Genomic DNA, 26,838 nt, shown 5'->3' on the forward strand with positions numbered 1-26,838 from the left:
GCAACACTTTTTTAAGGAAAAGTAATGATGGTTTTTGTCAAAGTTAAATTGTAAACTCTTGTTATTTTTATACGGGCATGTTAAAATTTAAGCAAATCGTAAAGAGTATTAAACGCAGGCAGTAATTATTTTATTAAATAAAATTTACATGAAGTAAAGGCTGACGTATTTGTTGGAATCCACCGGGTAAAGTATGTAAATGCATTAGCCTGCTATATAAACAAATTCCAAAGAAGGGATTGACTATGGCACTCAGATTGCCTCGACTGATAAATCGACGTGCCTGCTTTTATGGCTGGCAAACCTGCAAAGCTTTATATGGGTACGATAGTGGACAGCGATTGGACGTACATTAACGGCGTTTTAGTAGGTTCCACTTCATATCGTTATCCTCCGAGAAAATACGGGGTTTCCGCAGGTCTTCTCAAAGCAGGTAAAAATTAATTGTCTTAAGGGTTATAAGCAACGACGGTAACGGCGAATTCATAAAGGGCAAAATATACAGGCTTTTCGGCGATGGTCAGGAAATTAACCTGGAAGGAGAATGGCAGCGCAGGGTGGGAACGGCAGTGAATGAACCGTTGCCGCCTGTAACCTTCTTTCAGTATAAGCCGACAGGTTTGTTTAACGGCATGATCGCGCCGCTTTTAAACTACGGCATCAAAGGCGTTATATGGTACCAGGGCGAATCCAACACCGATAATCCAAAAAGATACAGCAAGAAGTTTTCTGCCATGATAGCGGACTGGAGGAAGAAATGGGGGCAGGACGATTTTCCGTTTCTTTATGTGCAGCTGGCAAACTTTATGGAGGCAAAAGAGCAGCCTTCCGAAAGCAAGTGGGCCGAGCTCAGGGAAGAACAGCGAAAGGCGCTGGACGTTCCCAATACAGGCATGGCCGTTGCCATTGATTTGGGCGAGTGGAATGACCTGCACCCGTTAAATAAAAAAGATGTGGGAGAGAAGCTTGCGCTGCTTGCTCGAAAGCTTGCGTATGGCGAAAAAGACCTGGTGGCTTCAGGCCCACTTTACAAATCAATGAAGGTGGAAGGAAACAGGGTGATAATTGAGTTTTCAAATACAGGCAACGGATTGATTGCAAAAGGTGGCGGCGAGCTAAAGCACTTTGCAATAGCCAGTAGAGATAAAAAGTTTGTATGGGCAAAGGCGGTCATAGAAAATGACAGGGTTGTGGTCTGGCACGATAATGTCCTAAATCCTGTTGCAGTACGGTACGCATGGGCGGATAATCCAGAGGGAGCCAATTTATACAATAAAGAAGGTTTGCCGGCGTCACCCTTTACCACTGAAGAATAAAATACAGTTTAATATCGAGGTGATAAAGATGAATATCAAATTTGATTTGTTCCCTCACGGAAAAACAAAAGCTTTGACCATGAGCTACGACGATGGACAAATATTTGACAGGAGGCTTGTTGAAATTTTTAACGCGTACGGAATAAAAGGGACTTTTCATTTAAACTCGGGGAATCTCGGGAAAGAGCTTTTTGTTTCGCCAGATGAAGTCGCACGGCTGTATAATGGGCATGAGGTATCAGTTCATACAAGAACCCATCCGTTCTTAAATTGTATACCTATTGAAGCTGTAGTAGAAGAAATAATCGAAGACAGAAAAGCTCTGGAGTCCCTGGTTGGGTATCCGGTAAAAGGGATGTCCTATCCTTTTGGAGTATACAATCAGAAGATTGTAGATATGCTGCCTGGGCTTGGTATTGAATACGCAAGGACTGTTACATCACATCATGATTTTCGTATCCCAGATAACTTTTTAACCTGGTCGCCAACCTGCCACCATAATGATAATTTAATGGAAATGGGACGGAGGTTTTTGGACTATAAATATAAAGGGAAGTTAAAACTCATGTATGTATGGGGACACAGCTTTGAATTTGAAAGGGAGAACAACTGGCAGCTTATAGAAGATTTTTGCAAGCTTATGTCGAACAGGGAAAATATCTGGTATGCAACTAACGTTGAGATAATGAGATACATAAAAGCGTTGAGAGCTCTTGAATTTTCGGCAAAGGGGGATATAGTATACAACCCCACAGCTGTATCTGTTTGGTTAAGAGTAGACGATCAGCCCATTGAGATCAAAAGCGGTCAGACTGTTAGACTGTAGGATAGTAGGACAAAAATGAAGTAGGAATTATGTCGAGAGGCGGAATGGGGGAATAAAAATACCATAAACGTCTAAAGCCACTTCAACACCGCCTCATTTCTTTTCCCTATTTATTTCTGCATTAGCAAGACTACACAATATTAACTACCGCCTCATTTCCTACCTATATCCTTACGGTAATGCATATTCTCAAAATGTATCTTCTCCACATTTTGATAAGCCTTCTGTATAGCAGTATCCAGGTCCTTTGCAATGGCCGTTACGCCCAGCACCCTGCCCCCATTTGTATAGTATTTTCCATCAATCTTCTTGGTGCCTGCATGAAACACTATTATATCGGGGTCTTTTAATACCTCCTCAATACCTGAAATCTCATATCCCGTCTTGTAGGATTTGGGATAACCTCCTGATGCTAGAACTACACAGACGGCTGCATTGTCCTCCCATTCGATGTTTATCTCATCAAGCCGTTCATCGATCACCGCTTCAAAAATATCCACTATATCGGTCTTAAGGCGGGGCAAAACCACCTGTGTCTCTGGATCACCAAATCTGGCGTTATATTCCAGCACTCGAGGTCCCTGCTCGGTAAGCATCAAACCAAAATACAACACCCCTTTAAAGGGCCTTCCCTCCTCAACCATGGCCTTTATGGTGGGCCTGATTATGCAGTCCTCCACTTCCCTTGCTATGTCGGGTGTATATACGCGGCTTGGCGAGAAAGCCCCCATCCCTCCCGTATTGGGACCCTGGTCTCCATCGTATGCCCTTTTGTGGTCCTGGGCGCTGACCATGGGTATGACGGTTCTGCCATCTGTAAAAGCCAATACTGAAACTTCAGGACCGGTCAGGTGCTCTTCAATGACCACACGCAGACCAGCCTGACCAAATACCTTATCCACCATCATAGCTTTTAGCGCTTCTTTTGCCTCACAAACATCACTGGCAATTACAACACCTTTGCCAAGTGCCAGCCCCTCGGCTTTTATGACGACAGGATATTCTATTTGCTCCACGTATTTGACCGCTTGGTCGTAATTATCGAAAACTCTGTACTTTGCTGTAGGAATTCCATACTTCTGCATAAGGTTTTTGGCAAACACCTTGCTGCTCTCTATCATGGCAGCATTCCGAGTAGGACCAAAAGCCCGGAGGCCTTCGGTCTGAAGAGCATCCACCATTCCCATGGCCAGAGGGTCATCGGGCGCCACAACGGTTAAATCTATATCGTTTTGCTTTGCAAAGCGGACTATTCCCTCCACATCGGTGGCAGGTATATTGACGCACTCGGCGAGCTCCGATATACCGCCATTACCCGGTGCGCAGTAAATCTTTGAAACCCTTGGGCTCTGACTTATTTTCCACACCAGGGCGTGCTCACGTCCCCCGCCACCTACAACCAATATCTTCATCAATTTCACCCCATTTACCGTCAACTTTTACCGTCAAAATCATGTTTGCCTACTTATATCCCAAATGCAATTTCTGCACTGTATAGCAACTACCTGATACTTAAGTCTCACTATAGATGATGCAACTTAATATTATGCTTAGTTATGACACCGGATTACAGTTTTATGCTGCACATCGAGTCAATATAGGCACATAACAGCACTAATTCAACCAAGCCAAGTGACATCATATACTATACAACATTCCAATCCCCGTTAAGCATCTAATTTAGTGTTTGAAATGCCTCATTCCAGTAAATACCATAGCAATCCCATACTTGTTGCAGGCGTCAATGGACTCCTGGTCCCTTATTGACCCACCTGGCTGAATTATGGCCGAAATGCCGGCCTTTACAGCGGCCTCCACGCAGTCAGGGAACGGGAAAAACGCGTCAGATGCCAGCACTGCACCTTTCACCTTATCCCCACTTCTCTGTATCGCCTGCTCCACTGCCCAGATGCGGTTAACCTGACCCGGACCTATCCCTAATGACTGCTTGTTCTTGGCTATGGCGATGCCATTGGACTTAGTATGCTTTACCACCTTCCATGCAAATATCAGGTCTTCCATCTCGGCATCTGTGGGCTTTTTCTCTGTTACCACTTTAAGCTGAGACATATCGGGCAAAAGCTCTGTATCCAGGTCCTGTACCAACAAACCACCCAGCACCTTGCGCGTATCCCAAATTCCTCTTGGGGGTCTTGCCGAGATATTCTCAAGCTGCAGTATGCGAATGTTTTTCTTCCTCTTCAATATTTCCAGAGCCTCGTCGGTATATGAAGGCGCTACCACGATCTCTATGAATATCTTGTTTATCTCTGCTGCGGTCTGTGCGTCTATTTGGCGATTCGCCACCACTATTCCGCCGAATATGGACACTGGGTCAGCCTCATACGCCTTCATGTAAGCCTCATATATGGTCGGAGCGCTGGCCACACCGCAGGGATTGGCGTGTTTTACAGCCACCACGGTAGGTTCATCGAACTCCCTCAAGAGGTCCAAAGCCCCGTTGGTATCGTTGATGTTATTGAAGGAAAGCTCCTTGCCATGGAGCTGCCTGGCCCCTGTTAGGCTACCCGGCACCGGCAGCACTTCTCTGTAAAACACCGCTCTTTGATGCGGATTTTCCCCATAACGCAGGTCCTGCACCTTCTCGTAAGTAAGAGTGAGAAGCTCAGGAAAACCTGCATCCTTAACCTGCTTTCTCAGATAATCGGCAATGAGCGCATCATAATGTGCTGTATGTTCAAACACCTTGACTGCCAGCTTAAATTTGGTTTCCTGTGACACTTCGCCATATCTTTGTAGTTCATCAAGCACTACGGCATAATCGGCAGGGTCCACAACCACCGTCACATCCTGATAATTCTTAGCAGCCGCCCTGAGCAAGGTCGGCCCGCCAATATCTATGTTCTCTATGGCTTCTTCAAGCTTCACATCGCCCTTGAGTATAGTCTGTTTGAAAGGATACAGGTTGATGACCACGAAATCGATGGGCTGGATGCTCAGAGACTCAAGCTGTTTCATGTGCTGCTCGTTGCTTCTTATAGCAAGCACTCCGGCGTGAATGGCAGGGTGCAGCGTTTTTACTCTGCCATCCAGGCACTCAGGAAAACCCGTGACATCACTCACGTTTATTACGGGAATTCCAGCTTTAGCCAATGTCTTGGCAGTTCCGCCGGTGGATACTATCTCCACCCCCATACCGTTCAGCACCCTGGCAAACTCTACAATGCCGGTTTTATCCGACACGCTTATTATGGCACGCCTTTTCATACGCCTATCCACTCCTTGCTTACCTTTTGTAACCATTACCACATAATGCTTCTAAATACGCACTTTCTTATGTTGCCCCATTTAACAAACCTTGGTCCCTTCAACTCCGCTTTCATTCAATCCAAATATCATTCCAAAATCCTTACCTTGCGTCCCTCAACCACAAGCTTCCCTTCCACAAACAGCCTGACTGCCTCAGGCAGAAGCTGGTGTTCCACTTCCAGTACCCTTGCGGCCAGCGAGTGCACATCATCGTCATCCTTTACTTCAACGGGACGCTGGAGTATTATCGGCCCGGTATCGGTGCCCTCATCTACAAAATGTACCGTTGCACCCGTCACCTTTACCCCATAATCCAAGACCGCGCGGTGCACCCTCTCTCCATAAAATCCTTTCCCACAAAAAGCAGGGATAAGAGATGGATGTATGTTGATGATCCGATTTGGGTAAGCCCGTACAACCTCAGGAGATAGAATGCTCAAATACCCCGCCAGCACCACCAAATCCACGCTATAAAATTTAAGCCGCTCCAGTATCGCTCTATTGAAAGCCGCCTCATCTTCAAAATCCTTTTTCAATATGCATTCGGCAGGGATGCCATGGGCTTTGGCCCTTTCAAGGCCGTAAGCCGAGCTGCGATTGGATATGACCACTACGATTTTCGCATCGGGTATGCGGCCGGCCTCAATGGCATCGATCAGCGCCTGAAGGTTTGTACCGCTTCCCGAAATCAAGACACCTATACGCGTCACTGGATAAACACCACCCCGCCGCTTCCCTTTACAACCCTGCCGATCACATAAGAAGGATAACCATCAATTTTCAGCTGGTTAACAACGCCATCCACATCTTCGGGACTACATATCAGCACCATGCCTATCCCCATATTAAAAGTATTGAACATCTCTCTGTCTTCTATATCGCCCCAACGTTTGATGAGCTCAAATATGGGCAGAACAGGCCAGCTCCCCAGTTGGACTTCGGCTACAAGGCCTTCAGGCAAAACCCGGGGTATATTTTCAATAAACCCTCCACCGGTTATATGGGCAATTCCCTTCACTCGATATCGCTTCAGCACGTTGAGAACGCCCTTTACGTATATGCGAGTGGGCTTTAAAAGCTCCTCTCCCACTGTACACCCCAGCACATCATACTTCTCATCAAGGCGGTATTTGTCATAAAGCACTAACCTTCTAACCAGGGAATAGCCGTTGCTGTGTACGCCTGAGGAAGCCAAACCGATAAGCACATCGCCTTCCTGGACAGCGGACCCGTCTATTATTTTCGGTCGATCCACTATTCCAACCGCAAAACCTGCAATATCGTATTCTTCCTCCTTGTAAAACCCGGGCATCTCGGCAGTCTCACCGCCTATGAGGGCACAGCCTGCCTCTATGCACCCATCCGCAACACCCTTTACTATCTGCGCCACTTTTTCGGCCCTCAGCCTGCCCGTCGCTATGTAGTCAAGAAAGAATAAAGGCCTGGCTCCGTGACACACCACATCGTTAACGCACATGGCCACGCAGTCCTGACCGATGGTATCGTGCTTATCCATTATAAAGGCTAGCTGCAACTTGGTGCCTACACCGTCAGTCCCGGCCACCAGTACAGGCTGTGTTATATCTCCTAAATCCAAAGAATAAAGTCCTCCAAAACTACCTATATCACCTATTACGTTTTTGTCATAAGTTTTTCTCACAAACTCCTTCATCAGCCTGACAGCTTTATATCCGGCTTCAACATCAACGCCGGCATCCTTGTAAGTATAGCCCATATGCTTTTACCCCTTTCGCCACCGCCAGCTGTTCATTATTTATTTTCGTTCACTATAATAGCACATATCCAGTGAAACACCCAATAACTGAAGTCTCAAGTTTCTGTTTCATGACCAAGCAACGTTTATCCAAGCCGTCCCAACTTCACTTAACTATTCCATGACAGCGTTACATTCTAGCACACATTACACACAAGGCAACATTTTAATCTATGCACAAAACAAGCCTTTGTCCTATCATTCATCCATAGCCGTTATTCGTCCTTTAATTCTATTGCCATGGGGTATTCACCCGTAAAGCATCCCAAGCAGAAGTCACAACCGCTACCCTCCACCGTCTTGAGCAATCCCTCAATGCTCAGATACCCCAGCGAATCGGCGCCTATTATACGGCATATCTCTTCAACGCTGTATTTAGCGCCAATGAGGTGTTCCTTGGTAGGGGTATCGATGCCGAAATAGCAGGGAAAGCGGACAGGTGGTGAGCTTATGCGCATGTGGACCTCTTTGGCACCGGCAAGCCTGAGCATCTCCACTATCTTCTTGCTGGTGGTACCCCTCACTATGGAATCGTCTATCATGACTATACGCTTGCCTTTAACGATTTTTCTCAAGGCATTGAGCTTGATCCTTACTCCTTGTTCGCGTACAGCCTGGCTGGGCTTTATAAAAGTTCTGCCGACGTACCTGTTTTTGATAAGCCCTTCGCCAAATGGAATACCCGAGGCTTCGGCATACCCAAGGGCAGCAGTGGTTCCCGAATCGGGCACACCTATCACCAGATCAGCGTCGGCTGGATGTTCGGCTGCCAGTATCTTGCCCGCCTCTTTCCTTGCTGTATACACGCTAACACCATCTATAGTGCTGTCAGTCCTCGCAAAATAGATGAATTCAAAAACGCACAGCCCGGATTTAAGCGGCACAGGTGTCTGTATGCTTCTCAGCCCATCCTGCGAAATGATTATTATCTCACCCGGCTTGACATCCCGTATAAACTCAGCATCCACCGCATCAAAGGCACACGATTCAGATGCCAACACATATGAATGACCGATCCTGCCCAGGGCCAAAGGCCTCATCCCGTAAGGATCCCTGACGGCAATAAGCTTATCCTCCGTCATCAAAAGCAGGGCATACGCCCCTTTTAGTTTTGACATGGTATTCTGTATGGCAGTCTCCAGCTCTTCATCGATATGCCTAGCAATGAGGTTTGCTATGACCTCACTGTCCACCGAGGTTTGAAAAACCGCGCCCGCCTCTTCTAGCTCATTACGAAGCATCTCTGCGTTCACCAGATTCCCATTATGCGCTAAAGCCAGAAATCCCTTTTTGTATTTGATGACCAACGGCTGAGCATTATACAAACTGGTATCCCCATAAGTAGGATAACGCACATGTCCTATGGCAATCTTACCGCCTTGCAGTGCACCCAGTGTCTCCTCATTAAACACCTCGGGCACAAGCCCCCTGGCTTTATGATAGCGTATGGTATGGCCGTCAGCTACCGCAATGCCAGCGCTTTCCTGGCCTCTGTGCTGCAGGGCATAAAGCCCGTAATAGGTTATCTCCTGGACAGCTAATCCCTCTTGATCAAATATGCCAAAAACTCCACATTCCTCGTTCAATTTGTCCGCTAATAATATATCCCTGGGATGCATTTCTCATCATCCTTCTATCTGAGTATCACTAGTGACGTCCTCCCCTCAATGAATTGAGGGGCATCCTCAAGCGGATGTACACATAAGGTTACCCTCGTACTTGAGTTCGGCGACGCCGTGCCATCCCAATCGGTATGACACGACCGCGGGCCGCGCCACACGGCCACTACTCCCCTTCACGGGAGATACCTAAAAAATTACGCACACAGTCTATGCCAATTTTGCGTCATTCAACAGATTTGCCCATCAGCCGATTGAGTATCTCCTGATATGCCTCCTCAACATTGCCCAGATCCCTTCTAAATCTGTCTTTATCGAGCTTCTCGCCTGTACGGGTATCCCAGAAACGGCAAGTATCGGGCGATATCTCATCGGCCAGTATGACTTCACCGTTGAAACGGCCGAATTCCAGCTTGAAATCGATAAGCTCCACATTGACATCTTTGAGATAATCCGATAAGATTTGGTTCACCTTAAGCGACATATTGGCGATCTTGTCCATCTCTTCTTTGGTAGCCAGCTCCATGGCATATATGTGATACTCATTAACCATTGGGTCGCCCAGCTCATCGTTTTTGTAACAGTATTCGAGGACAGTAGTCTTAAGCTTTGTACCCTCGGGAAGCCCCAAACGCTTGGAAAGGCTGCCAGCAGCCCTGTTGCGCACGATGACTTCTACAGGTATTATCTGAACTTTCTTCACAAGGGTCTCCCTATCGTTCAGTTCTTGTACGTAATGGGTGGGAATGCCACGCTTTTCAAGAAGCTGAAACAGGTGGTTGGAAACCTTGTTGTTGACTACGCCTTTTCCGACAATAGTACCCCTCTTCAATCCATTGAAAGCCGTAGCATCATCCTTGTACTCTACAATGACATAGTTTGGGTCATCTGTGGCATACACCTTTTTGGCCTTACCTTCATAAAGCTGCTCAAGCTTTTTCACGGCACATAACCTCCTTTTGAAGCTTTTGGTCCTGTTCAAGTACCTGCTGGGCCATGTGTTGTTTGTATTCTTTCAGCTTATCGGCCAGGTAGCTGTAACGCAAAGCCAGCATCTGTACGGCCAGCAGTGCGGCATTCTCACTCCCGTTAATGGCCACCGTCGCAACCGGCACACCAGACGGCATCTGGACGATAGACAATAGCGAATCCAATCCATCCAGGGTAGAAGATTTAACAGGCAAACCGATGACCGGCAGAGTGGTATAAGCCGCTAAGACCCCCGGCAGATGAGCTGCCTTACCGGCAGCGGCTATCAATACCTCTATGCCGTTTTTCTCTGCATCCTGAGCATACCGGGCAGCTTCAACGGGCGTACGGTGAGCCGAAAGCACACGCATCTCCACTTCTATCCCAAAACCTTCTAAAACCTTTTTAGCGCCGTTTACCACTTCCAAATCCGATATGCTTCCCATTATAATTCCGACTTTAGGCATCTGCATCCTCCTCCTCGCTATCACATATGCCGCCGCTTCAGCCTTGCTTATCATATACTGCGACGTGCACTTCAGCATCCCTATCACGGATGTATAGACAGGATCAACCTTTATAATCTATATACCTATTAAAACAAAGAAAAGTGCAATACAATGCTACTCAAAAATATCATTCGCTCTTTTTAATATTATATTAACAGAATCCAAATCTAATGTCAACAAAAAAACGAACGTTTGGCAAAATTAAATATCAAACGTTCGTTTTTGTAACTTTTGGCCGTATATTCATTTTAGAAAACTCCCTCATGGTCACATCGTATACCTCTCTCAAGGGAACACCATGAATTGTAGCTGCAAGCCTGCAGTCCTCGTATTCGGGAGATGCCTTGAATATTCCCTCTCCGTAGGCCATCTTAACCCGGATATCGCCGTAAGGGGTATTCACCTTCACCAATTGCCTTTCTAGCTTCTTTCTATATGCACTGTAGCTCCGCACCCCCAGGGTGGTGGTCTCCTTAAGCAGTATTTCTTCCAGCTTCTCCTGTTCTTGCGGATAGCACAGCACGCTCACCGTAACCCCGGGCCGATTCTTCTTCATGTAAACGGGAGTATACCACACATCAAGGGCATTATGCTTAAACAGCTCTTCCATTAAAAACCCCAAAAACTCGCCACTCATATCGTCTATGTTGGCCTCGATAATCTTCACCTCCTCCCCAGGAGACTCTATTTTTTTAAGGCCTCACCCCAACACACCCTAAGGCAGTTGGGCACCCTATAATCCCTCTTCCCCAAGCCGTATCCAATTTTCTCTATAACCATGGATGGAAACTCCACAAACTCACGGCATAAAGCTGAAAGTATTGCAGCACCGGTGGGAGTAACCAGTTCGCCCTGAGCATTTTTGGAATAAACGGGTACCCCTTTCAGCAGTTCCAGAGTGGCAGGGGCAGGTACAGGGAATATCCCGTGCTGGCACTTTACAAACCCTCCGCCTACATTTACAGGGGATGCCATAATGACATCTGGCTTCAGCATGTCTATGCAGATGGCAGTCCCTACGATGTCGACAATGGAGTCCACCGCTCCCACTTCGTGAAAGTGAACCTGGTCATAGGGAATGCCGTGAATCTTACCTTCGGCCGTGGCTAGCTTCTCGAATATCTTCAAAGCAATGTCCTTTACATTTCGTGATAAAGCGCTGTTTTCGATGAGGTCTTTTATCTCGCAGAAGCTTCTCTGAACGCCACCTACGCTGTGAGAATGAGAATGAACATGGGTGTCACTGTGTACATGGGAATGTCGGTGAGTATGGTCAGAAAGATGGTGGTAAGAATGATGGCCCGAGCGTTGATGCTCTCTTTCAAGCTCTGTCCTTTCGCTTTCAGGCTGTAAAACTTCAGCTCCTTCGCCGTGATGCATACCATCAACTTCACTATGGTGATGATCCACATCATGACCTTCACTGTTAGAATGAAGAACTCTAACCGTCACATCCAGCCCCGTAATTCCTCTTTTGATGCCTTTTTTTATTTGAATATCATATTCTTTATTAAGTCCCAATTTATCAAGTTCGTTCAAAAATGCCTGCTGATCCAATCCCAAATCCAGCAGCGCCCCCAATGTCATATCGCCGCTTATACCAGAAAAACAATCAAAATACAGTATCTTCATTGGAATTCCCCCTTTTCCATCTATGAAATCTGTTTTACCACTTTACTTTAAAGCTCCTATAATCAACTCTGCATACAAAAACACCGAGGAACCCCTCGGTATAACAAAATTTGCTATGATTGCTGTGCCAAGCGATTTATTAAACTTGCCATGTATCCCGCACCAAAGCCATTATCTATATTTACCACCGCCACCCCACTGGCACAGCTATTGAGCATTGTAAGCAACGCCGAAAGCCCGCCAAAGTTGGCGCCATATCCTACGCTGGTGGGAACAGCAATGACGGGTTTATCCACCAGACCTCCTACTACGCTGGCTAATGCCCCTTCCATGCCGGCCACCGCTATTATCACGTTGGCCTCGTTGAGGGTTTTAAGGTGAGCCAGCAGCCTATGCAGCCCTGCCACACCAACGTCGTACACCCTTTCCACTTTATTGCCCAAAACCTCTGCGGTGATAGCCGCCTCTTCGGCAACCGGCAAATCAGAAGTACCTGCACTCACAACGGCTATCTTACCCTTTGTTACAGGCACCTCGCTTCTTTTCACCACAACAATTCGGGCTATCTCGTGATACTCGGCATCAGGTGCCACCTCTTTAACTGTCTGATATACCTCATGATTTGCACGGGTGGCAAGGATGTTTCTGTTGCCCCTGGCCATCATTCTTTCTACAATGGCCTTCACGTGTTCGGGCCTTTTACCTTGGCAGTATATCACTTCGGGATAGCCGTTTCGGAGCTGGCGGTGGTGGTCTACCTTGGCAAAGCCAAGGTCTTCAAACGGCAGATACTTTAAAGCATCAATAGCCTGCTCAACCGTACACCGTCCTTCTTTAACGTCCTCAAGCACGGCCTTAAGGCGCTCAACATCCATAACTTTTTCCCCTTTCAGACCAAAACATCATAGATAAACGCTCAACAACCGGCACAGCATAACGCAATCATCACACGCCAGTGCTGTAGTTGGGCGCTTCCTTGGTGATATAGATGTCATGGGGATGGCTCTCCTTAAGTCCAGCACTGGTAATTTTGATAAACTTGGCATTTTTCCTCAGCTCTTCAATGGTACGGGCCCCACAGTATCCCATCCCCGCCCTTAAACCGCCCATGAGCTGATACACCGTATCAGCCAGCGGCCCTTTGAAGGGTACACGCCCCTCAACGCCCTCGGGCACAAACTTTTTAGCATCTTCCTGGAAATAGCGGTCCTTGCTGCCTGCAGCCATAGCGCCAAGCGAACCCATACCGCGGTACACTTTAAAGCGCCTACCCTGATAGAGCTCAGTCTCGCCTGGGCTTTCTTCGGTACCAGCCAAAAGGTTACCCACCATTACCACACTGGCTCCCGCGGCTATGGCCTTAACGATGTCGCCCGAATATTTAATTCCTCCATCGGCTATGATGGGAATATCGTATTTATCAGCTTCCTCAGCGCATTCCATTATGGCAGTAATCTGAGGAACCCCTACACCTGCGATAACGCGTGTGGTACATATCGAGCCAGGCCCTATGCCCACTTTGACGCAATCCGCACCTGCTTCTATCAGTTCACGGGTTGCCTCAGCCGTTGCCACATTGCCGGCAATGACTGGCAGGTCGGGGAACTTCTTCTTGATCTGCTTCACCATGTTGATAACTCCAACAGAATGGCCATGGGCAGTATCCACCACTATGACATCTACTTTGGCCGCTACCAGCGCTTCCACGCGTTCTAAGGTATCGCGAGCGATACCAACAGCAGCCCCCACCAAAAGGCGGCCATTCTTATCTTTAGCAGAATTGGGATACTTGATGGCCTTTTCTATGTCTTTAATAGTAATTAAGCCCTTGAGCATCCCCTTTTCATCCACTATTGGGAGCTTCTCAATCTTGTATTTCCTCAGTATCTCCTTGGCCTGTTCAAGGGTTGTCCCTTCAGGAGCTGTAATAAGGTTTTCAGATGTCATCACTTCGCGTATTTTCTTCGAAAAATCTGTCTCAAAGCGTATATCCCTGTTGGTTATTATCCCTACAAGTTTGCCGTTTTCAGTGATGGGAACGCCTGAAATGTGGTATTTCTCCATGAGAGCCACAGCGTCCGAAACCAAATGATCTGGCGAGAGATAGAAAGGATCTACTATAACGCCGTGCTCAGAACGCTTCACCTTGTCCACTTGCTCGGCCTGTTCCTCTATGGACATGTTCTTATGAATGATTCCTATGCCACCCTCTCTGGCTATGGCGATGGCCATCCTGGCCTCGGTAACGGTGTCCATAGCCGCACTGGCAAGGGGTATATTAAGGGTGATGGTTTTGGTAAGCCTGGTCCGTAAGTCCACATCCTTTGGGAGAACTTCCGACCTTTGAGGAACCAGCAGTACGTCATCAAACGTCAAACCCTCACCAATAATTTTACTGCTAATGGCTAACACTCCCTTCCCTAAAACTTTGCAATCAAATGATAGCCCCTCATGTAGTTAAAAGATAGTCTATCAAAATTGTCGTTCCTCTGTCAACCCGCATTTTTTAAATAGTCATGGCTGGTTTAGCACGTCTAAAGCCTTACTTTATCCTTTCAATGATGACCTTGTGATCTACCAGATGTAGTTCTTTTAGCCTGGCTTTTATGATTTTCTTTTCCCCAAATATGTCTTCCAAAATAAGGCCCTCCTCCTGCGCAAAGATTTTGTCCACGTTTTCAAAATAAGGCTCTATCTTGTCACCATCTTTCAAATAAACCATTGCTTCACACATTTTCCTCACTCTCCATTCGCTTTTTTATCCACTCAATCACCTTTTCCATGGCGTGAGGGATAGGCTCGCTTACCGCCCCCACGATGGTAACGTTGCTCTTATGTATGGGTAAAAGCAACTTTGGGGCGGGGCTTGACGCTATGGCTGCTGCCATGGCCGGAGTAAGTTCCCCCAACATCGAATTGGCCAACACAATGGCCAACGAACCGATTATCAAATCCACCTTATCCGCGTTATATATAATAGCATTTTCACCGGTGGCCCCTTCATTGGCTCCCGCTTTGAGCATCTGGACGGTGGCCATAGCATTGGTACCCAGCGCCAGTATCTCTATGTTTTCCCCAAACTCCTTCCTCAGCCTTTCAGTTATATACTTTCCCATTCCTCCACCCTGTCCATCCACAACAGCAACCCTCATACAACCTCTCCCGCTTTTATACTCTAAAATCATTCCAAAGCTTTCTATGCAGGTAAGCCAGCAAACCATTTTGGCCTTCAGCCACACAGCTGAAAGCAAAATCCAGACCATCTCATGCATTCTCCAGCAAACGGCAAATTATCTCGCCACGCCATAGGTAAAACCCGGATCACATCATACATTCCCGGGCATAATAGAACAGATACTGCTGCGCAAAGCCCGCCAGCTGACCAAACTTCTGCCAGGCAAGCTCCTTCACCCCCCTGTTGTTGCCCGTACTGTCAGGATAAAACCGCTGCATCACCTTTTTAATCCACACATCAACCGGAAAAGCCTCTGTCTTACCCATAGAAAATAATAGTACACAGTCAGCCACTTTAGGCCCAACCCCCGGACAGGCCATAAGGGCCTTATGCGCTTCTTTATAAGGTAAACCAGCAATTTTGTCCAACCGTATCTCGCCGCCACATACCATCTCGGCCGTCCTCTTTATATATTGCGCCCTATAGCCACATCCACAAGCCACGAGCTCTTCAACAGACGCTCCAGCAAGGTCAGCCGGCATAGGAAATGTATAAAAATCTCTGCCCTTCCACTCTATCCTTTTCCCAAACCTGACCGCCAGGTTTTCGATGGTCCGCTTAATCCTGGGTATGTTGTTATTGGCCGATATTATGAAGGAAATCAATGTCTCCCAGGGGTCCTGATTTAAAATGCGTATTCCCCAACCGTACTCCATTGCCTTCTCAAGCAAGGGGTCACGGGATAAAGCAGCTTTCACCTGACCGTAATCCCTATCCATGTCAAAATAGCGTTTCCAAAACGAATGATAATCCCTGACAGAGACATTTTCCAGCGATACATTCCCTCTGTCGTACGACACTCTTATTACCCTGCCGCCTGCAATCCCCACGTAGCCGATACCATCCCAATTCCACCTGAAAGCCTGTCCACATTCAAATATGTGCTGTGGGAAAAAGTCGTCTACACCTTTTAAAATTATCCCTCGGCTGGTTTGTACAATCTCCAAAGCACTACCACCTTTTTGATGATCGCAAATACTTTTTGCTACAAAAATCCACCAAAAAACAATTTACACTTTACCGCCGCTTTTTTCAAGACGGCGATAAAGTGCAAACCCTTATTCTTCTTTGGATAACCTCTCATGTATTGCCTTGGCAGCTTTTTTGCCTGCTCCCATGGCCAGTATAACAGTCGCAGCACCCGTCACAGCATCTCCACCGGCATACACCCTATCCTTGCTGGTGGCACACGTCACCTCGTCTACTATGATGCCGCCCCACTTTTGCACCTCCAACCCTGGAGTGGTGGAAGCTATAAGCGGATTGGGGCTGGTCCCTATTGCCATTATAACGGTATCTACATCCATCACAAACTCCGAACCCTTAACAGGTACCGGCCTTCTCCGGCCCGACTCATCGGGCTCACCCAGCTCCATCCTTATGCACTTCAATCCCTTTACCCATCCATCCTGACCGAGTATCTCCACGGGGTTGGTGAGCACGTCGAATATGATTCCCTCTTCCTTGGCGTGGTGTATCTCTTCCAATCTGGCAGGCATCTCGGCCTCAGAACGCCTGTACACTATGTGGACCTCATCGGCACCCAGCCTCAAAGCGCTTCTAGCGGCGTCCATGGCCACGTTTCCTCCGCCCACCACTGCCACTTTTTTGCCCCGTTTTATAGGAGTATGGCTGTTGGGGAAGTCATATGCCTTCATCAGGTTTATGCGAGTCAAGAATTCGTTGGCCGAGTACACGCCGTTTAAGTTTTCACCCGGGATACCCATGAACTTAGGCAAGCCGGCACCGCTTCCGATAAACACCGCCTTATAACCTTCTTCCAGCAGCTCATCTATCGTGATGGACTTGCCTACTATGACATTGGTCAGAATCTTTACACCCAGCTTTTTAAGCCCTTCTATCTCCTTCTTGACAAGAGCTTTGGGAAGCCTGAACTCAGGTATACCGTATATCAAAACGCCACCCGGCTCATGGAAGGCCTCAAATATGGTGACGTCATATCCCAGCTTGGCCAGGTCAGCCGCAGCAGTCAAACCAGCAGGCCCCGCACCCACTATGGCCACCTTTTTCCCGTTGGGCTTTATCTCCACCTCATCCTCTATGCCCTTTTCCATGCAGTAATCGGCTACAAACCTCTCAAGCCTGCCTATGGCCACAGGCTCACCTCGCTTGCCCAGCACGCATTTCTGTTCGCACTGGGTCTCCTGCGGACAAACCCTCCCGCATATGGCAGGGAGGTTATTGGTCTGGCGTATAATCCTAAATGCTTCCTCAATATTGCCCTCCACTACAGCCGCAATAAACTGGGGAATCCTGACATTTACAGGGCAGCCCTCGACGCACATGGGTTTTTTACATTGCAGGCACCTCTTTGCCTCCTCTATTGCTTCTTCCAAGCTATATCCTAGGGCTACTTCGTTGAAATTCCTGCGCCTCACCTCTGGGTCCTGTTCCCGCATTGGTACCCTGTTTGTTCTCACTGCCATGACTTACAGCCCCTCCTTCTCCATCAATTTCTCCATCAGCTTGCAGATGTGCTCCTCCTCTTCCCGGTACATCCTCTGACGCCTCATGGCCTCATCAAAGTCCACCAGGTGCCCATCAAAATCCGGGCCATCCACACAGGCATAGCGCACCTCACCGCCCACTGTGACGCGGCACCCTCCACACATGCCGGTACCATCCACCATTATGGGATTCATGCTAACAATAGTGGGCACATCATGCTGTTTAGTTATACCCGACACCACTTTCATCATGATGAGAGGACCTATGGCGATCACCGTGTCATACTTGTTCCCTTGCTCTAAGAGTTCTTTCAGGACATCCGACACAAACCCCTTGCGCCCGTACGAGCCATCATCGGTGGTTATATACAAATTATCGCATATACCCCTTATCTCATTTTCCAGTATAAGGTATTCTTTGCTCCTGGCGCCCACAATCACATCGACCGAAGTGCCCTTTTCCCACAGATACTTTATCTGAGGGTATAAAGGCGCTACACCCACGCCGCCGCCGATGCACAGCACACGCTTTAAACCGTCCAGTTCAGATGGCCTGCCTAGCGGCCCCACAAAGTCGAGGATGTTATCGCCCTCATTGAGCTTGGCAAGAAGTCGAGTGGTCAAACCCACTTCTTGAAATATTATGGTGACCCATCCTTGCTGCCTATCGTAATCGGCTATGGTCAAGGGAATCCTCTCCCCTTCTTCTTTAACCCTCAAAATTATGAACTGGCCGGGCATGGCCCTTCGGGCTACAAACGGCGCCTCCACCTTCATGAGCCATATCCCCGGTGCCAGCCTTTCCTTTCGTAGAATCCTGTACATCCATCCTTCCCCCTTTTATTTGTTTGATGCCACTTTAAACCACCAGATTCCGTGCCGTGACGTTTACGGCAATCACGTTTATGCCCGTCAATCTGTCCACGTCCTTGGCTACCACTGACTGCACTTCTTCCAACACCTCGTGTATTTTATACCCATACTTAACAGCCACATCGATATATATGATCAGCCCGTCATCCCTGCTTGTAAGGCTGGTGCTTAAAACCTTTACTACACCTTCCACCTTTTGGGCGTTATACACTACTATGGATTCTATTGCCGTATCAGCGATATAAAACCTTCCCATATAGCTGTAGGTGGGACGTACCACCGTCTTTTCCACAGCTTCCAATCTCTTGCCCTTGCCGGCAATCCTGAATATCTTCAATGGGTCAATAAAATACCCCGAGAAGTCCTTACGTATCTCAAAGGTGGGCACCGGGATGACGTGCTTGCCCTGTTCATATCGATATTTTTGTGCCAGCCTGATCTCCTGGCTGGTTGATATATCTTCGATTTTTATAACCTCTTGAACGGGAGGCAACTCAAGCCGTTCAGTGATCTTGTCTATCATCCGTAGTGAGGTCCCCAGGATCAAAATGGACTCAGGCGCCACTGCTCTAATAGCCTCTTTTACCTGCCTTGCGTGCTCCTCATCCATAAAAAGCGCTCTTCTAACCGCCGCTATCCTGGTGGACTCCTTCTTTGCTGAAACGCCGGCAACTATCTTATTGCGCTTTATAAACAGACCATCATCGATTATATACTCTATTCCTTTCTCACTGGCCACGGTAAGAGCTTTATAGCTCTTTCCCGTGCCGCTGGGGCCTATCAAGGCATAAACCTTCACAACTTTGACTCCCCTTAGCATTTATATTCGTGCCACGCCTGATTGCCTTGCAGCCTGGGCCACAGCTTGGGCTACAGCCCGTCCCACCCGGTTGTCAAAAGGAGCGGGTATTATATAATCCTCATTGAGCTCTTCATCGCTCACCAGCGACGCTATGGCATATGCCGCCGCTATCTTCATCTCATCATTTATATCCCTTGCTCGGACGTCAAGGGCTCCTCTAAAAATGCCAGGGAAAGCCAATACGTTGTTGATCTGGTTTGCGAAATCCGAGCGGCCTGTCCCCACCACTCTGGCTCCCGCCTCTTTGGCTTCATCCGGCATTATCTCGGGCACCGGATTGGCCATGGCAAATACTATAGGGTCCCTAGCCATGGACTTGACCATTTCCTTTGTAAGCATGCCGGCAGCCGACAAGCCGATAAAGACATCAGCCCCGGCGATCACATCCTTCAGACTCCCCTTCCTTCGCTCAGGGTTTGTAAGCTTTGCCATCTCGGCCTTTTCATCGTTTAAACCATCCCGGCCCTCGTAAATAGCTCCCATCCTGTCACACAATATGACGTTCTTAAGGCCTACAGCCATCAAAAGCCTGGTAACAGCGATCCCCGCCGCACCGGCGCCGTTTACCACCACCGATATCTCCTTAATGTCCTTGCCCACAATTTTCAGCGCATTGATGAGAGCGGCTAAGGTCACCACAGCGGTACCGTGCTGGTCATCGTGAAATACTGGGATATCGCACTCAGCTTTGAGCCTCCTCTCTATCTCGAAACACCTGGGCGCCGATATGTCTTCTAGGTTTATACCCCCAAAACTTCCCGATATGAGTTTTATGGTATTAACGATCTCATCCACGTCTTTTGACTTTATGCATATGGGGAAGGCATCTACATCGGCAAACAGCTTAAACAGCACGCACTTCCCTTCCATCACCGGCATGCCGGCTTCAGGTCCTATATCCCCCAACCCCAGCACAGCCGAGCCGTCGGTCACCACAGCCACCAGGTTCCACCGTCGGGTATACTCATACGACAGGTTGACGTCCTTTTGTATCTCCAGGCAGGGCTGTGCAACCCCCGGCGTATAGGCCAGCGACAGGTCCTTTTTGTCTTTGATGGATACCCTGCTTACAACCTCAATTTTGCCCCTCCATTGCCTGTGGAGCTCAAGGGCCTCTTGCTGAATTGACATACGCTTGTTCCCCTTTCATATCTTGAACATAACATCTTTATACATGACAGTTTGCTTGTCACAACCCCTGCTGCCTGCATTCTAAGCTCACGTCACCTGCACATCCATCTAACCTGAAAATCCATGCCATCTGAGCATTCGTCAATATCCAGAAGCCAAATTAAATTTCTCAAAAACAATTACGTCTGGCATTATAATACTCACAGTAGTCGGTCAGGAAACACTCGTGGCATTTGGGATTCCGTGCGGTACACACTTTCCTCCCGTGCCATATGAGCCAATGATGAGCCTTTGACCATTTATCCCTGGGTATGTTCTCCATAAGCTGCCTTTCGGTATCCTTGACGTTTGAAGCATGAGCCAACCCCAACCTGTTGGATACCCTAAACACATGGGTGTCAACTGCAATGGCATCAACCCCAAAGGCATTGCTGACCACCACATTGGCCGTCTTTCGGCCCACCCCCGGAAGGGTTTGAAGCTCCTCAAGGTCCTGTGGAACCTGTCCCCCGTATTTATCGATGATAATTTGGCTGGCTTTTATTATATTTCTGCTCTTGGTTTTGTAAAAACCACAACTGTAAATCTCCTTTTCCAGCTCTTCAGGCGACAGGCGTGCAAAATCCTCGGGCCCCGGATATTTTTCAAACAATATCGCCGTAACTTTATTTACCTGTTTGTCGGTACTCTGAGCCGAAAGCATGGTGGCTACCAGCAGTTGAAACGGCGTTTTATACTTAAGCGCAGTAGTCGCTCCTTTATAGCGCTTTTCCAGCTCCTCAAGAATTTTTTTACGCCTTTCACTTTCGGTCAACCGACATTCTTTCCCCTTTCAAAAAAATTATCTTTGTCTATTATACAATAAACATTTTAATTAACTCAAGCAGGATGTAGATAAAAATCTTGCAAATACCAGTGCCGCCCATATCAAACCTTTTCAGGCCATATGGGCGGCATATCATAAAGTTAATTCACTATAACCACCGGTTTTATAAGGTCTTTTGGTTTATCCTTCATAAGCATCAGCGCCTTCTCTACCTTGTCCAGGCCATACATCACGTGAGTCACAAGCTTTCCTGGGTCAACCCTGTTATACTTTACCAGTTCAATAAGCATTTCCATTCTCAGCCGTCCACCCGGGCACAGCCCTCCACGTATATCCTTATGGGCCATTCCACACCCCCATTCAGCTCTGGGTATGGGCAACAGGTCATTATCCCCGAAATAATTTATATTGGCAACAGTGCCTCCCGGCCTGACCATCCTTACGGCTTGATCCATAGTCTCTACGCCACCGCCGGCCACTATGACGCAATCCACACCCCTATTACCTGTCAAGTGCATTACCTGCTCTACTATATCGCCGTTTCTGTAGTTGACTATATCCGTTGCTCCATACTGTTTAGCCACCTCTACGCATACAGGTCGGCTTCCTACAGCAATTATTCGGCCAGCTCCCCTTAACCTCGCACCTGCCACAGCCATTAAGCCAACAGGGCCAATACCAATAACCGCTACCGAAGAACCAAGTTGTACATTGGCAAGCTCAGCGCCGTGAAAACCGGTGGTCATCATGTCACACAGCATTACCGCCTTTTCTGGGGGTATCTCATCGGGCAATTTGGCAAGGTTCATGTCAGCATCGTTTACATGGAAATACTCGGCGAACACTCCATCTTTGAAGTTAGAAAACTTCCATCCCGAAAGCATACCGCCCGAATGCTGATGATATCCCATCTGGACTTCAAGGGTACGCCAATCAGGCGTTATAGCTGGCACCACTACCCTGTCACCTGGTTTAAAGTCCTTTACCTCGCTGCCCACCTCCACTACTTCACCCACCGCTTCGTGGCCGAGTATCATGTTGTGCCTCTCACCTATTGCTCCCTCAAAAACGGTGTGTATATCGGATGTGCAAGGAGCCAATGCGATAGGCCTCACTATAGCGTCATATGGCCCAGCCACCGGCTTTTCTTTTTCTATCCAGCCAACCTCACCTATTCTTAACATGGCAAAACCCTTCATAAGGCATGATTCCCTCCTCATGATGACTTTGTTTTGTATTTCGATGACAATTATACAGATTGTTTGTTAAATATCAAACAATGCTAATGCATGATGCACTATTTCATAGATGAAATGCAAAATTAAAAGGGCGATTAGCAGCTGCTCCAAAAACAAAAAAGGCATAGAAAACAGCTTTTCTATGCCTGGTTATATCTTGCAGCAAACTCAAGTTCGTTTAAATGCACTTGGTGGAACAACACAAGGGAATAACGTTTTTCCCTCAAAGGTTAAATCTTTTCTTTGCATGCTTCTACAAAAGCGATGACATTTTCTATAGGAACATCTGGTTCCAGCACGTGTGTTGGCTCAAGGATTAATGCCCCGTCGTATCCCAATGTCCTTTTTCGTTCTCTCACCACCCTTTTTACTTCATCTGGAGTTCCAAAGGGCATGGTGCTCTGGGTACCAACCGTGCCTTTGAGAACCAAGTGCTTCCCGTATTTTCTTTTCACCTCAATCGGATCCATGCATTCAGGTTGAATAGGGTTTAGAATTGTAACCCCGATTTCGATAAGCTCAGGGATAATATCCATGATATTCCCATCGCTGTGATAGTCCACTTGTATATCAGGCTTTATATCCTTTGCGGCTTTGATCACCTTGGCCCAGCGGGGTTTCATAAACCTCCTCCAGTGTTCTATGGAAAACATGAGCGTCCTTTCATTAGCCACATCATCGCCTATGGTAAGCCAATCTACCCCAGCCCTCGCCGCAGCCTGAGCGACCTTCATATTTCGTTCACAAATCTTATCCAATATAAATTCGCATATTTCTGGATTCAAAATCATATCCATAAGAAACTGTTCATATCCCCGGATCTGCCACGCAGTCTCATATATATGTCCCACCCAACAGATGACAGGCTTGTTGTTTTCATGGGCTTTCCTAACCTCTTCTGCCATATGACTATCAATCCAACCATCTACATTTGGATAAGGAAAATCTTCTATCTCCTTAAGTGTCTTAGCATTTCTTAAAGGGCTAACATATCTGGTAAAGTGATACATGCTTCCCGGTATCTCCAATACACCAATATCGTTAATAAACGCATTATGTGGAATATCCATATCCTCGTAGTATTTGGAAAAATCAGGTTTTCTAAAACCTGCTGGAGGTTTTAACGATACATGTACAACACGAGGCATATCAAAATATTCTTCAAAGCTGTCCTGCGGCTTTAAATTTAAATATTGGCGAAGCCGCTTATCCAAGTCCGGTGTACAATGGAAGAAAAAAAGAAACTCTTCATGTGGAATGTGATTAACTGTCGCCTTAAACAATTCTAAAGTATTCATAATAATCACCCTCTACGCCTATACTTTTAAAGCTTTTCAATAAAAAAACTAATATGTCAAAATACAAAAACGACAACCTTATAACCAACAGCATCCGTTTTTATCCTTCCAGTGCCACCGATATCATAGCAAAGTATTTTTCTTGTGGGACATACTCAGGGACGCTATTACCTGTGCCCAGTGCGTAACCGCCTCTATCTTTTGTCTTTTCTAACATCGCCCTACAGCGCTGCTTGATTTCATCGATTGAAGCCCTACATACAAAATCCACGTCAATACCACCTAAAATAGCAATTCTCCCACCCCATCGATCGTATGCTTCCTCCACCGGCATTATGGCATCCTCAAACGAATGCTTTGCATCATATCCCATGTCCACAATGACATCCTCCATAACCTCTTCAAGATTGCCGCAAGAATGAAGAATAGCTGGTTTTCCGAACTTATGAATGGTCTCCACAATCTTTTTATGCCATGGAAATACATACTTCCGCATATGCTCAGGAGAAAGCATTGTCTGAGTTTTAAACCCCCAATCATCGTTGGAGATCAAAGCTCCTACAGTGTCATACGCTGCACAGATTTCATAATAGCGGACCAGCCTTGACCCTACAGCATCAAAGATATCCTGTACTAAATCTGGGTCCTCATATATCATATAGCAAAGCGAATCATACCCTACCAGCTGAATCACATTTTCAAGTACCCCACATGGCCCATAAACGATGAATTTCATCCCATCAGGCAAATAAGACTTCAATTTTTCCAACCTAGAATAGTCAAATAAATCAGGATCAGGCCATTTGTAGTTTTCAAAATCCTTATGGTTTTTAATCACTCCACCTTCATTTAAAGAACGGGTCTTAAGCGTTCTGACTTCTCCATGTGGAAAATGAAAGTCAGAACCCTGAATGGTAACATAATCGTACCCCGCGTTTTTAAAAGCCTCAATCACAATTTTTATATGTTCCAATGAATCTTGCGTAGATGTCATAGATCGGCCTGCAAGCTTTTCATAAAGAGGCTGATTGAGAAAAAATTCAAAGAGCGTAGGTCTATCTGGAACTTGGCGTCGTAGAACTTTCGATAAATTTGAAAAGTTTGGTTTTCTCATACAGATCACCTCTTAATTGCTGATTGATCCAGAACTATTTTTTCACAATCATTTTAGCACATTTTTTATAGCAATTCATCTTTTTTATTCCAAAAAATCACATTGACAAAAACAAAATAAAATTTTAGCAACAAAGATTACTCATTAGCATATAAATCTACTGAATTTACCTGTCCATTCATCTGGGAGGTGTAACTGTGAAGCTTAGCTATAATAATGACCACATAGTACGTTTTAAAAACGGCGACGTATGGCACTTTTTCTACCAAAAAGGAAAAGGTATATACTTCCGAATTTTAAAGAAAAACGGGCAATGGGGAGATGAAATAGAACTTGTAGCAAACGCTGGTGAGCATTTTTCAGCTTTTATTGACAACCATGACCACGTGCATTTCGTATGTCAGGACTACGGCAAAGAAATCCTCTATATGGAATATAATGGTAAAAAATGGAATAAAGAAGTGCTTTACCAGTATGATGCTTCCTCATACCCAGTTCAATTTCCCACAGTCATCGTCCTTAACGAGCAGGTTCATGTGATTTTTACCGTGGGCACAACCCCATTTACCGGCATATGGAGCCTCTATCACTGCTATCATAACGGGACTGGATGGGTCAAAGAAGAGATAATAAGATACGCAGATGGCAAACAAACCAGCCCCTTCTATATTGACGGCGAACAAGGAAAGCTTCATCTGGTTTATCGCGGCTTGTACCAGAACTATCACAGACTATTTTACTGCTGTTTTGATAGCGCACGCAACCGTTGGAGCAGACCCGAGAGTTTAAGTCGGAACATGCTGGATTGCAACATGCCCAGCATCCTCGTTAAAGGTAATAAACTCCACCTGGCATGGACATCAATAAAAGATTCCAACCTGCAGATTATGTATAGAAACTGGAGCTTAAACTCATACTTTAAAACCGACTTGAAAAAGGAAGCGTTTTTGTCCAACCGAGAATCCAACTGTTCAGCCCCACAGCTTTTCTGGCTTGCTGATCACTTGTGGTGCATATGGTATCAAAATGACGACATATACTGCTGCTCATCCCCCGATGAGGGCATGACCTGGAGCCAGGCAAAACCCCTTGAATGGCCGCATAAAGGCAGTTGTTCCTTTATAAAATATCTTACCAATTACCCCAATGACAAATCTCATTTTAAAGTCAATCGAATATTTGCAAATCTGGATAACGGTCTGGAAATCCCTATACTGGGGGAATACCTGGACTTCCCCAAGCCTACATGTACTGTAAAGATAGAAGATTTAACTCCCAAACAAATCATGGATCAACAGCATATTGAACATGCCGTAAGACTACACACTGTTTCTGGTCCAAATGCCACAATTCATGACATAGACTCTCAGGATATAAACAATATTGAAAGCCAAAAGCAAAATTTACCTCCCTCAAACACACAACATTTGGAAGAACAATTATTTGCGGGTAATACAATGCCCGACAACATAGTAGATGACATATTGGCTTTAATCCAGGAAATAAACAAAGCAGGTGGACTGAAAGCAAGATTCCAGGCTTTACTTGACAAAAACCAATTAAACCAGGGTAGCATGCACTACCTATTACAGCTTGACACCCTGCTAAACTCCTGGATCAAAAAAGCCGAAGAGATTCAGGCTGAAAACCAAAACATCATGAGGGAAATAGAGTCTCTGCGCAGGCGTTCCATAGAAAATTGCCGGCAGTGGGAAGTACTGCTGGAAGAATTTGAAGAGGTCAAAGAACTGTTAGAAAAAAATTTGAGAAAAGGGTTTTTAAGAAAAATCATAGGTCAATATATTCTGTAAAATTCGCTAAAGTTTGCTACATAAAATCTGAAAACAGCCACTATACCGTTTTTGACTGTACAGACAA

Annotated in this window: 24 protein-coding genes and 1 pseudogene; 3 read left to right on the forward strand and 22 right to left on the reverse strand. The window is 46.5% G+C overall.

Annotation, left to right across the window (positions count from 1 at the left end):
• Nucleotides 1–273 precede the first annotated feature (273 nt).
• Nucleotides 274–1,316: pseudogene (locus tag JOD02_RS04785) on the forward strand (sialate O-acetylesterase); the annotation flags it as partial.
• A gap of 28 nt (nt 1,317–1,344) precedes the next feature.
• Nucleotides 1,345–2,142 (forward strand): polysaccharide deacetylase family protein, encoded by a 798-nt coding sequence (locus JOD02_RS04790; protein ID WP_204487469.1) that lies wholly within the window; start codon nt 1,345–1,347, stop codon nt 2,140–2,142.
• A 152-nt stretch (nt 2,143–2,294) separates the two neighbouring features.
• Here JOD02_RS04790 and purD read toward each other — a convergent pair whose 3' ends face one another.
• From purD to JOD02_RS04900, 22 genes are all read right to left on the reverse strand, one after another.
• Nucleotides 2,295–3,554 carry a phosphoribosylamine--glycine ligase gene (gene purD / locus JOD02_RS04795; protein WP_204487472.1) on the reverse strand — a complete coding sequence of 420 codons (1,260 nt, stop codon included), beginning with the start codon at nt 3,552–3,554 and terminating at the stop codon, nt 2,295–2,297.
• Nucleotides 3,555–3,822: 268 nt separating this feature from the next.
• On the reverse strand, nt 3,823–5,370 hold the full coding sequence (gene purH, locus JOD02_RS04800) for a bifunctional phosphoribosylaminoimidazolecarboxamide formyltransferase/IMP cyclohydrolase (protein ID WP_204487476.1): 1,548 nt from the start codon (nt 5,368–5,370) through the stop codon (nt 3,823–3,825).
• A gap of 128 nt (nt 5,371–5,498) precedes the next feature.
• Nucleotides 5,499–6,122: a phosphoribosylglycinamide formyltransferase gene (gene purN, locus JOD02_RS04805; RefSeq protein ID WP_204487479.1), complete on the reverse strand. Its 624-nt coding sequence runs from the start codon at nt 6,120–6,122 to the stop codon at nt 5,499–5,501.
• Complete coding sequence (purM, locus tag JOD02_RS04810) at nt 6,119–7,147, reverse strand: phosphoribosylformylglycinamidine cyclo-ligase (protein ID WP_204487482.1); 1,029 nt, start codon at nt 7,145–7,147, stop codon at nt 6,119–6,121. Before purM ends, purN begins: the two co-directional genes overlap by 4 nt.
• A 254-nt stretch (nt 7,148–7,401) precedes the next feature.
• On the reverse strand, nt 7,402–8,805 hold the full coding sequence (purF, locus tag JOD02_RS04815) for an amidophosphoribosyltransferase (protein WP_204487483.1): 1,404 nt from the start codon (nt 8,803–8,805) through the stop codon (nt 7,402–7,404).
• Nucleotides 8,806–9,031: 226 nt separating this feature from the next.
• Complete coding sequence (gene purC / locus JOD02_RS04820; protein WP_204487484.1) at nt 9,032–9,748, reverse strand: phosphoribosylaminoimidazolesuccinocarboxamide synthase; 717 nt, start codon at nt 9,746–9,748, stop codon at nt 9,032–9,034.
• Nucleotides 9,735–10,241, reverse strand: coding sequence for a 5-(carboxyamino)imidazole ribonucleotide mutase (gene purE, locus JOD02_RS04825; protein ID WP_204487485.1), 507 nt, complete (start codon nt 10,239–10,241; stop codon nt 9,735–9,737). Before purE ends, purC begins: the two co-directional genes overlap by 14 nt.
• A 250-nt stretch (nt 10,242–10,491) precedes the next feature.
• Nucleotides 10,492–10,950 (reverse strand): nickel insertion protein, encoded by a 459-nt coding sequence (gene larC / locus JOD02_RS11600; RefSeq protein WP_204487487.1) that lies wholly within the window; start codon nt 10,948–10,950, stop codon nt 10,492–10,494.
• Between the two features lie 17 nt (nt 10,951–10,967).
• On the reverse strand, nt 10,968–11,915 hold the full coding sequence (locus JOD02_RS11605; RefSeq protein WP_204487489.1) for a LarC family nickel insertion protein: 948 nt from the start codon (nt 11,913–11,915) through the stop codon (nt 10,968–10,970).
• 113 nt (nt 11,916–12,028) lie between these two features.
• Entirely contained in the window at nt 12,029–12,790 is a 762-nt protein-coding gene (gene larB, locus JOD02_RS04840; protein ID WP_204487493.1) for a nickel pincer cofactor biosynthesis protein LarB, read from the reverse strand.
• Between the two features lie 70 nt (nt 12,791–12,860).
• On the reverse strand, nt 12,861–14,327 hold the full coding sequence (guaB, locus tag JOD02_RS04845; protein WP_394355742.1) for an IMP dehydrogenase: 1,467 nt from the start codon (nt 14,325–14,327) through the stop codon (nt 12,861–12,863).
• Between the two features lie 130 nt (nt 14,328–14,457).
• A complete protein-coding gene (locus JOD02_RS04850) occupies nt 14,458–14,649 on the reverse strand; it encodes a CooT family nickel-binding protein (RefSeq protein ID WP_204487494.1) in 192 nt (63 codons plus the stop codon).
• The gene (locus JOD02_RS04855; protein WP_204487921.1) at nt 14,642–15,067 is read right to left on the reverse strand and encodes a DUF3842 family protein; all 426 of its coding nucleotides are present in this window, start codon (nt 15,065–15,067) and stop codon (nt 14,642–14,644) included. The genes JOD02_RS04850 and JOD02_RS04855 overlap by 8 nt, the downstream gene beginning before the upstream one ends.
• Nucleotides 15,068–15,236: 169 nt before the next feature.
• The gene (locus tag JOD02_RS04860; protein ID WP_204487495.1) at nt 15,237–16,097 is read right to left on the reverse strand and encodes a DNA-3-methyladenine glycosylase family protein; all 861 of its coding nucleotides are present in this window, start codon (nt 16,095–16,097) and stop codon (nt 15,237–15,239) included.
• A gap of 111 nt (nt 16,098–16,208) precedes the next feature.
• A complete protein-coding gene (gene gltA, locus JOD02_RS04865; RefSeq protein WP_204487496.1) occupies nt 16,209–17,597 on the reverse strand; it encodes an NADPH-dependent glutamate synthase in 1,389 nt (462 codons plus the stop codon).
• A 3-nt stretch (nt 17,598–17,600) separates the two neighbouring features.
• Complete coding sequence (locus JOD02_RS04870; protein WP_204487497.1) at nt 17,601–18,443, reverse strand: sulfide/dihydroorotate dehydrogenase-like FAD/NAD-binding protein; 843 nt, start codon at nt 18,441–18,443, stop codon at nt 17,601–17,603.
• A gap of 34 nt (nt 18,444–18,477) precedes the next feature.
• On the reverse strand, nt 18,478–19,290 hold the full coding sequence (locus JOD02_RS04875; protein WP_204487499.1) for an Asp23/Gls24 family envelope stress response protein: 813 nt from the start codon (nt 19,288–19,290) through the stop codon (nt 18,478–18,480).
• Between the two features lie 21 nt (nt 19,291–19,311).
• Entirely contained in the window at nt 19,312–20,484 is a 1,173-nt protein-coding gene (locus tag JOD02_RS04880; RefSeq protein WP_204487501.1) for an NAD(P)-dependent malic enzyme, read from the reverse strand.
• 169 nt (nt 20,485–20,653) lie between these two features.
• On the reverse strand, nt 20,654–21,298 hold the full coding sequence (gene nth, locus JOD02_RS04885) for an endonuclease III (RefSeq protein WP_204487503.1): 645 nt from the start codon (nt 21,296–21,298) through the stop codon (nt 20,654–20,656).
• 152 nt (nt 21,299–21,450) lie between these two features.
• Entirely contained in the window at nt 21,451–22,509 is a 1,059-nt protein-coding gene (locus tag JOD02_RS04890) for an NAD(P)-dependent alcohol dehydrogenase (protein ID WP_204487505.1), read from the reverse strand.
• A gap of 269 nt (nt 22,510–22,778) precedes the next feature.
• Entirely contained in the window at nt 22,779–23,846 is a 1,068-nt protein-coding gene (locus tag JOD02_RS04895) for a uroporphyrinogen decarboxylase family protein (RefSeq protein WP_204487507.1), read from the reverse strand.
• 100 nt (nt 23,847–23,946) lie between these two features.
• A complete protein-coding gene (locus JOD02_RS04900) occupies nt 23,947–24,840 on the reverse strand; it encodes a uroporphyrinogen decarboxylase family protein (RefSeq protein WP_204487509.1) in 894 nt (297 codons plus the stop codon).
• 317 nt (nt 24,841–25,157) lie between these two features.
• Here JOD02_RS04900 and JOD02_RS04905 point away from each other — a divergent pair, with 317 nt between their 5' ends.
• Entirely contained in the window at nt 25,158–26,771 is a 1,614-nt protein-coding gene (locus JOD02_RS04905; protein ID WP_204487510.1) for a hypothetical protein, read from the forward strand.
• The last annotated feature ends 67 nt before the right edge of the window (nt 26,772–26,838 follow it).

Origin of the sequence: Caldicoprobacter guelmensis, from assembly GCF_016908415.1 — a bacterium.
Lineage (GTDB): Bacteria > Bacillota > Clostridia > Caldicoprobacterales > Caldicoprobacteraceae > Caldicoprobacter > Caldicoprobacter guelmensis.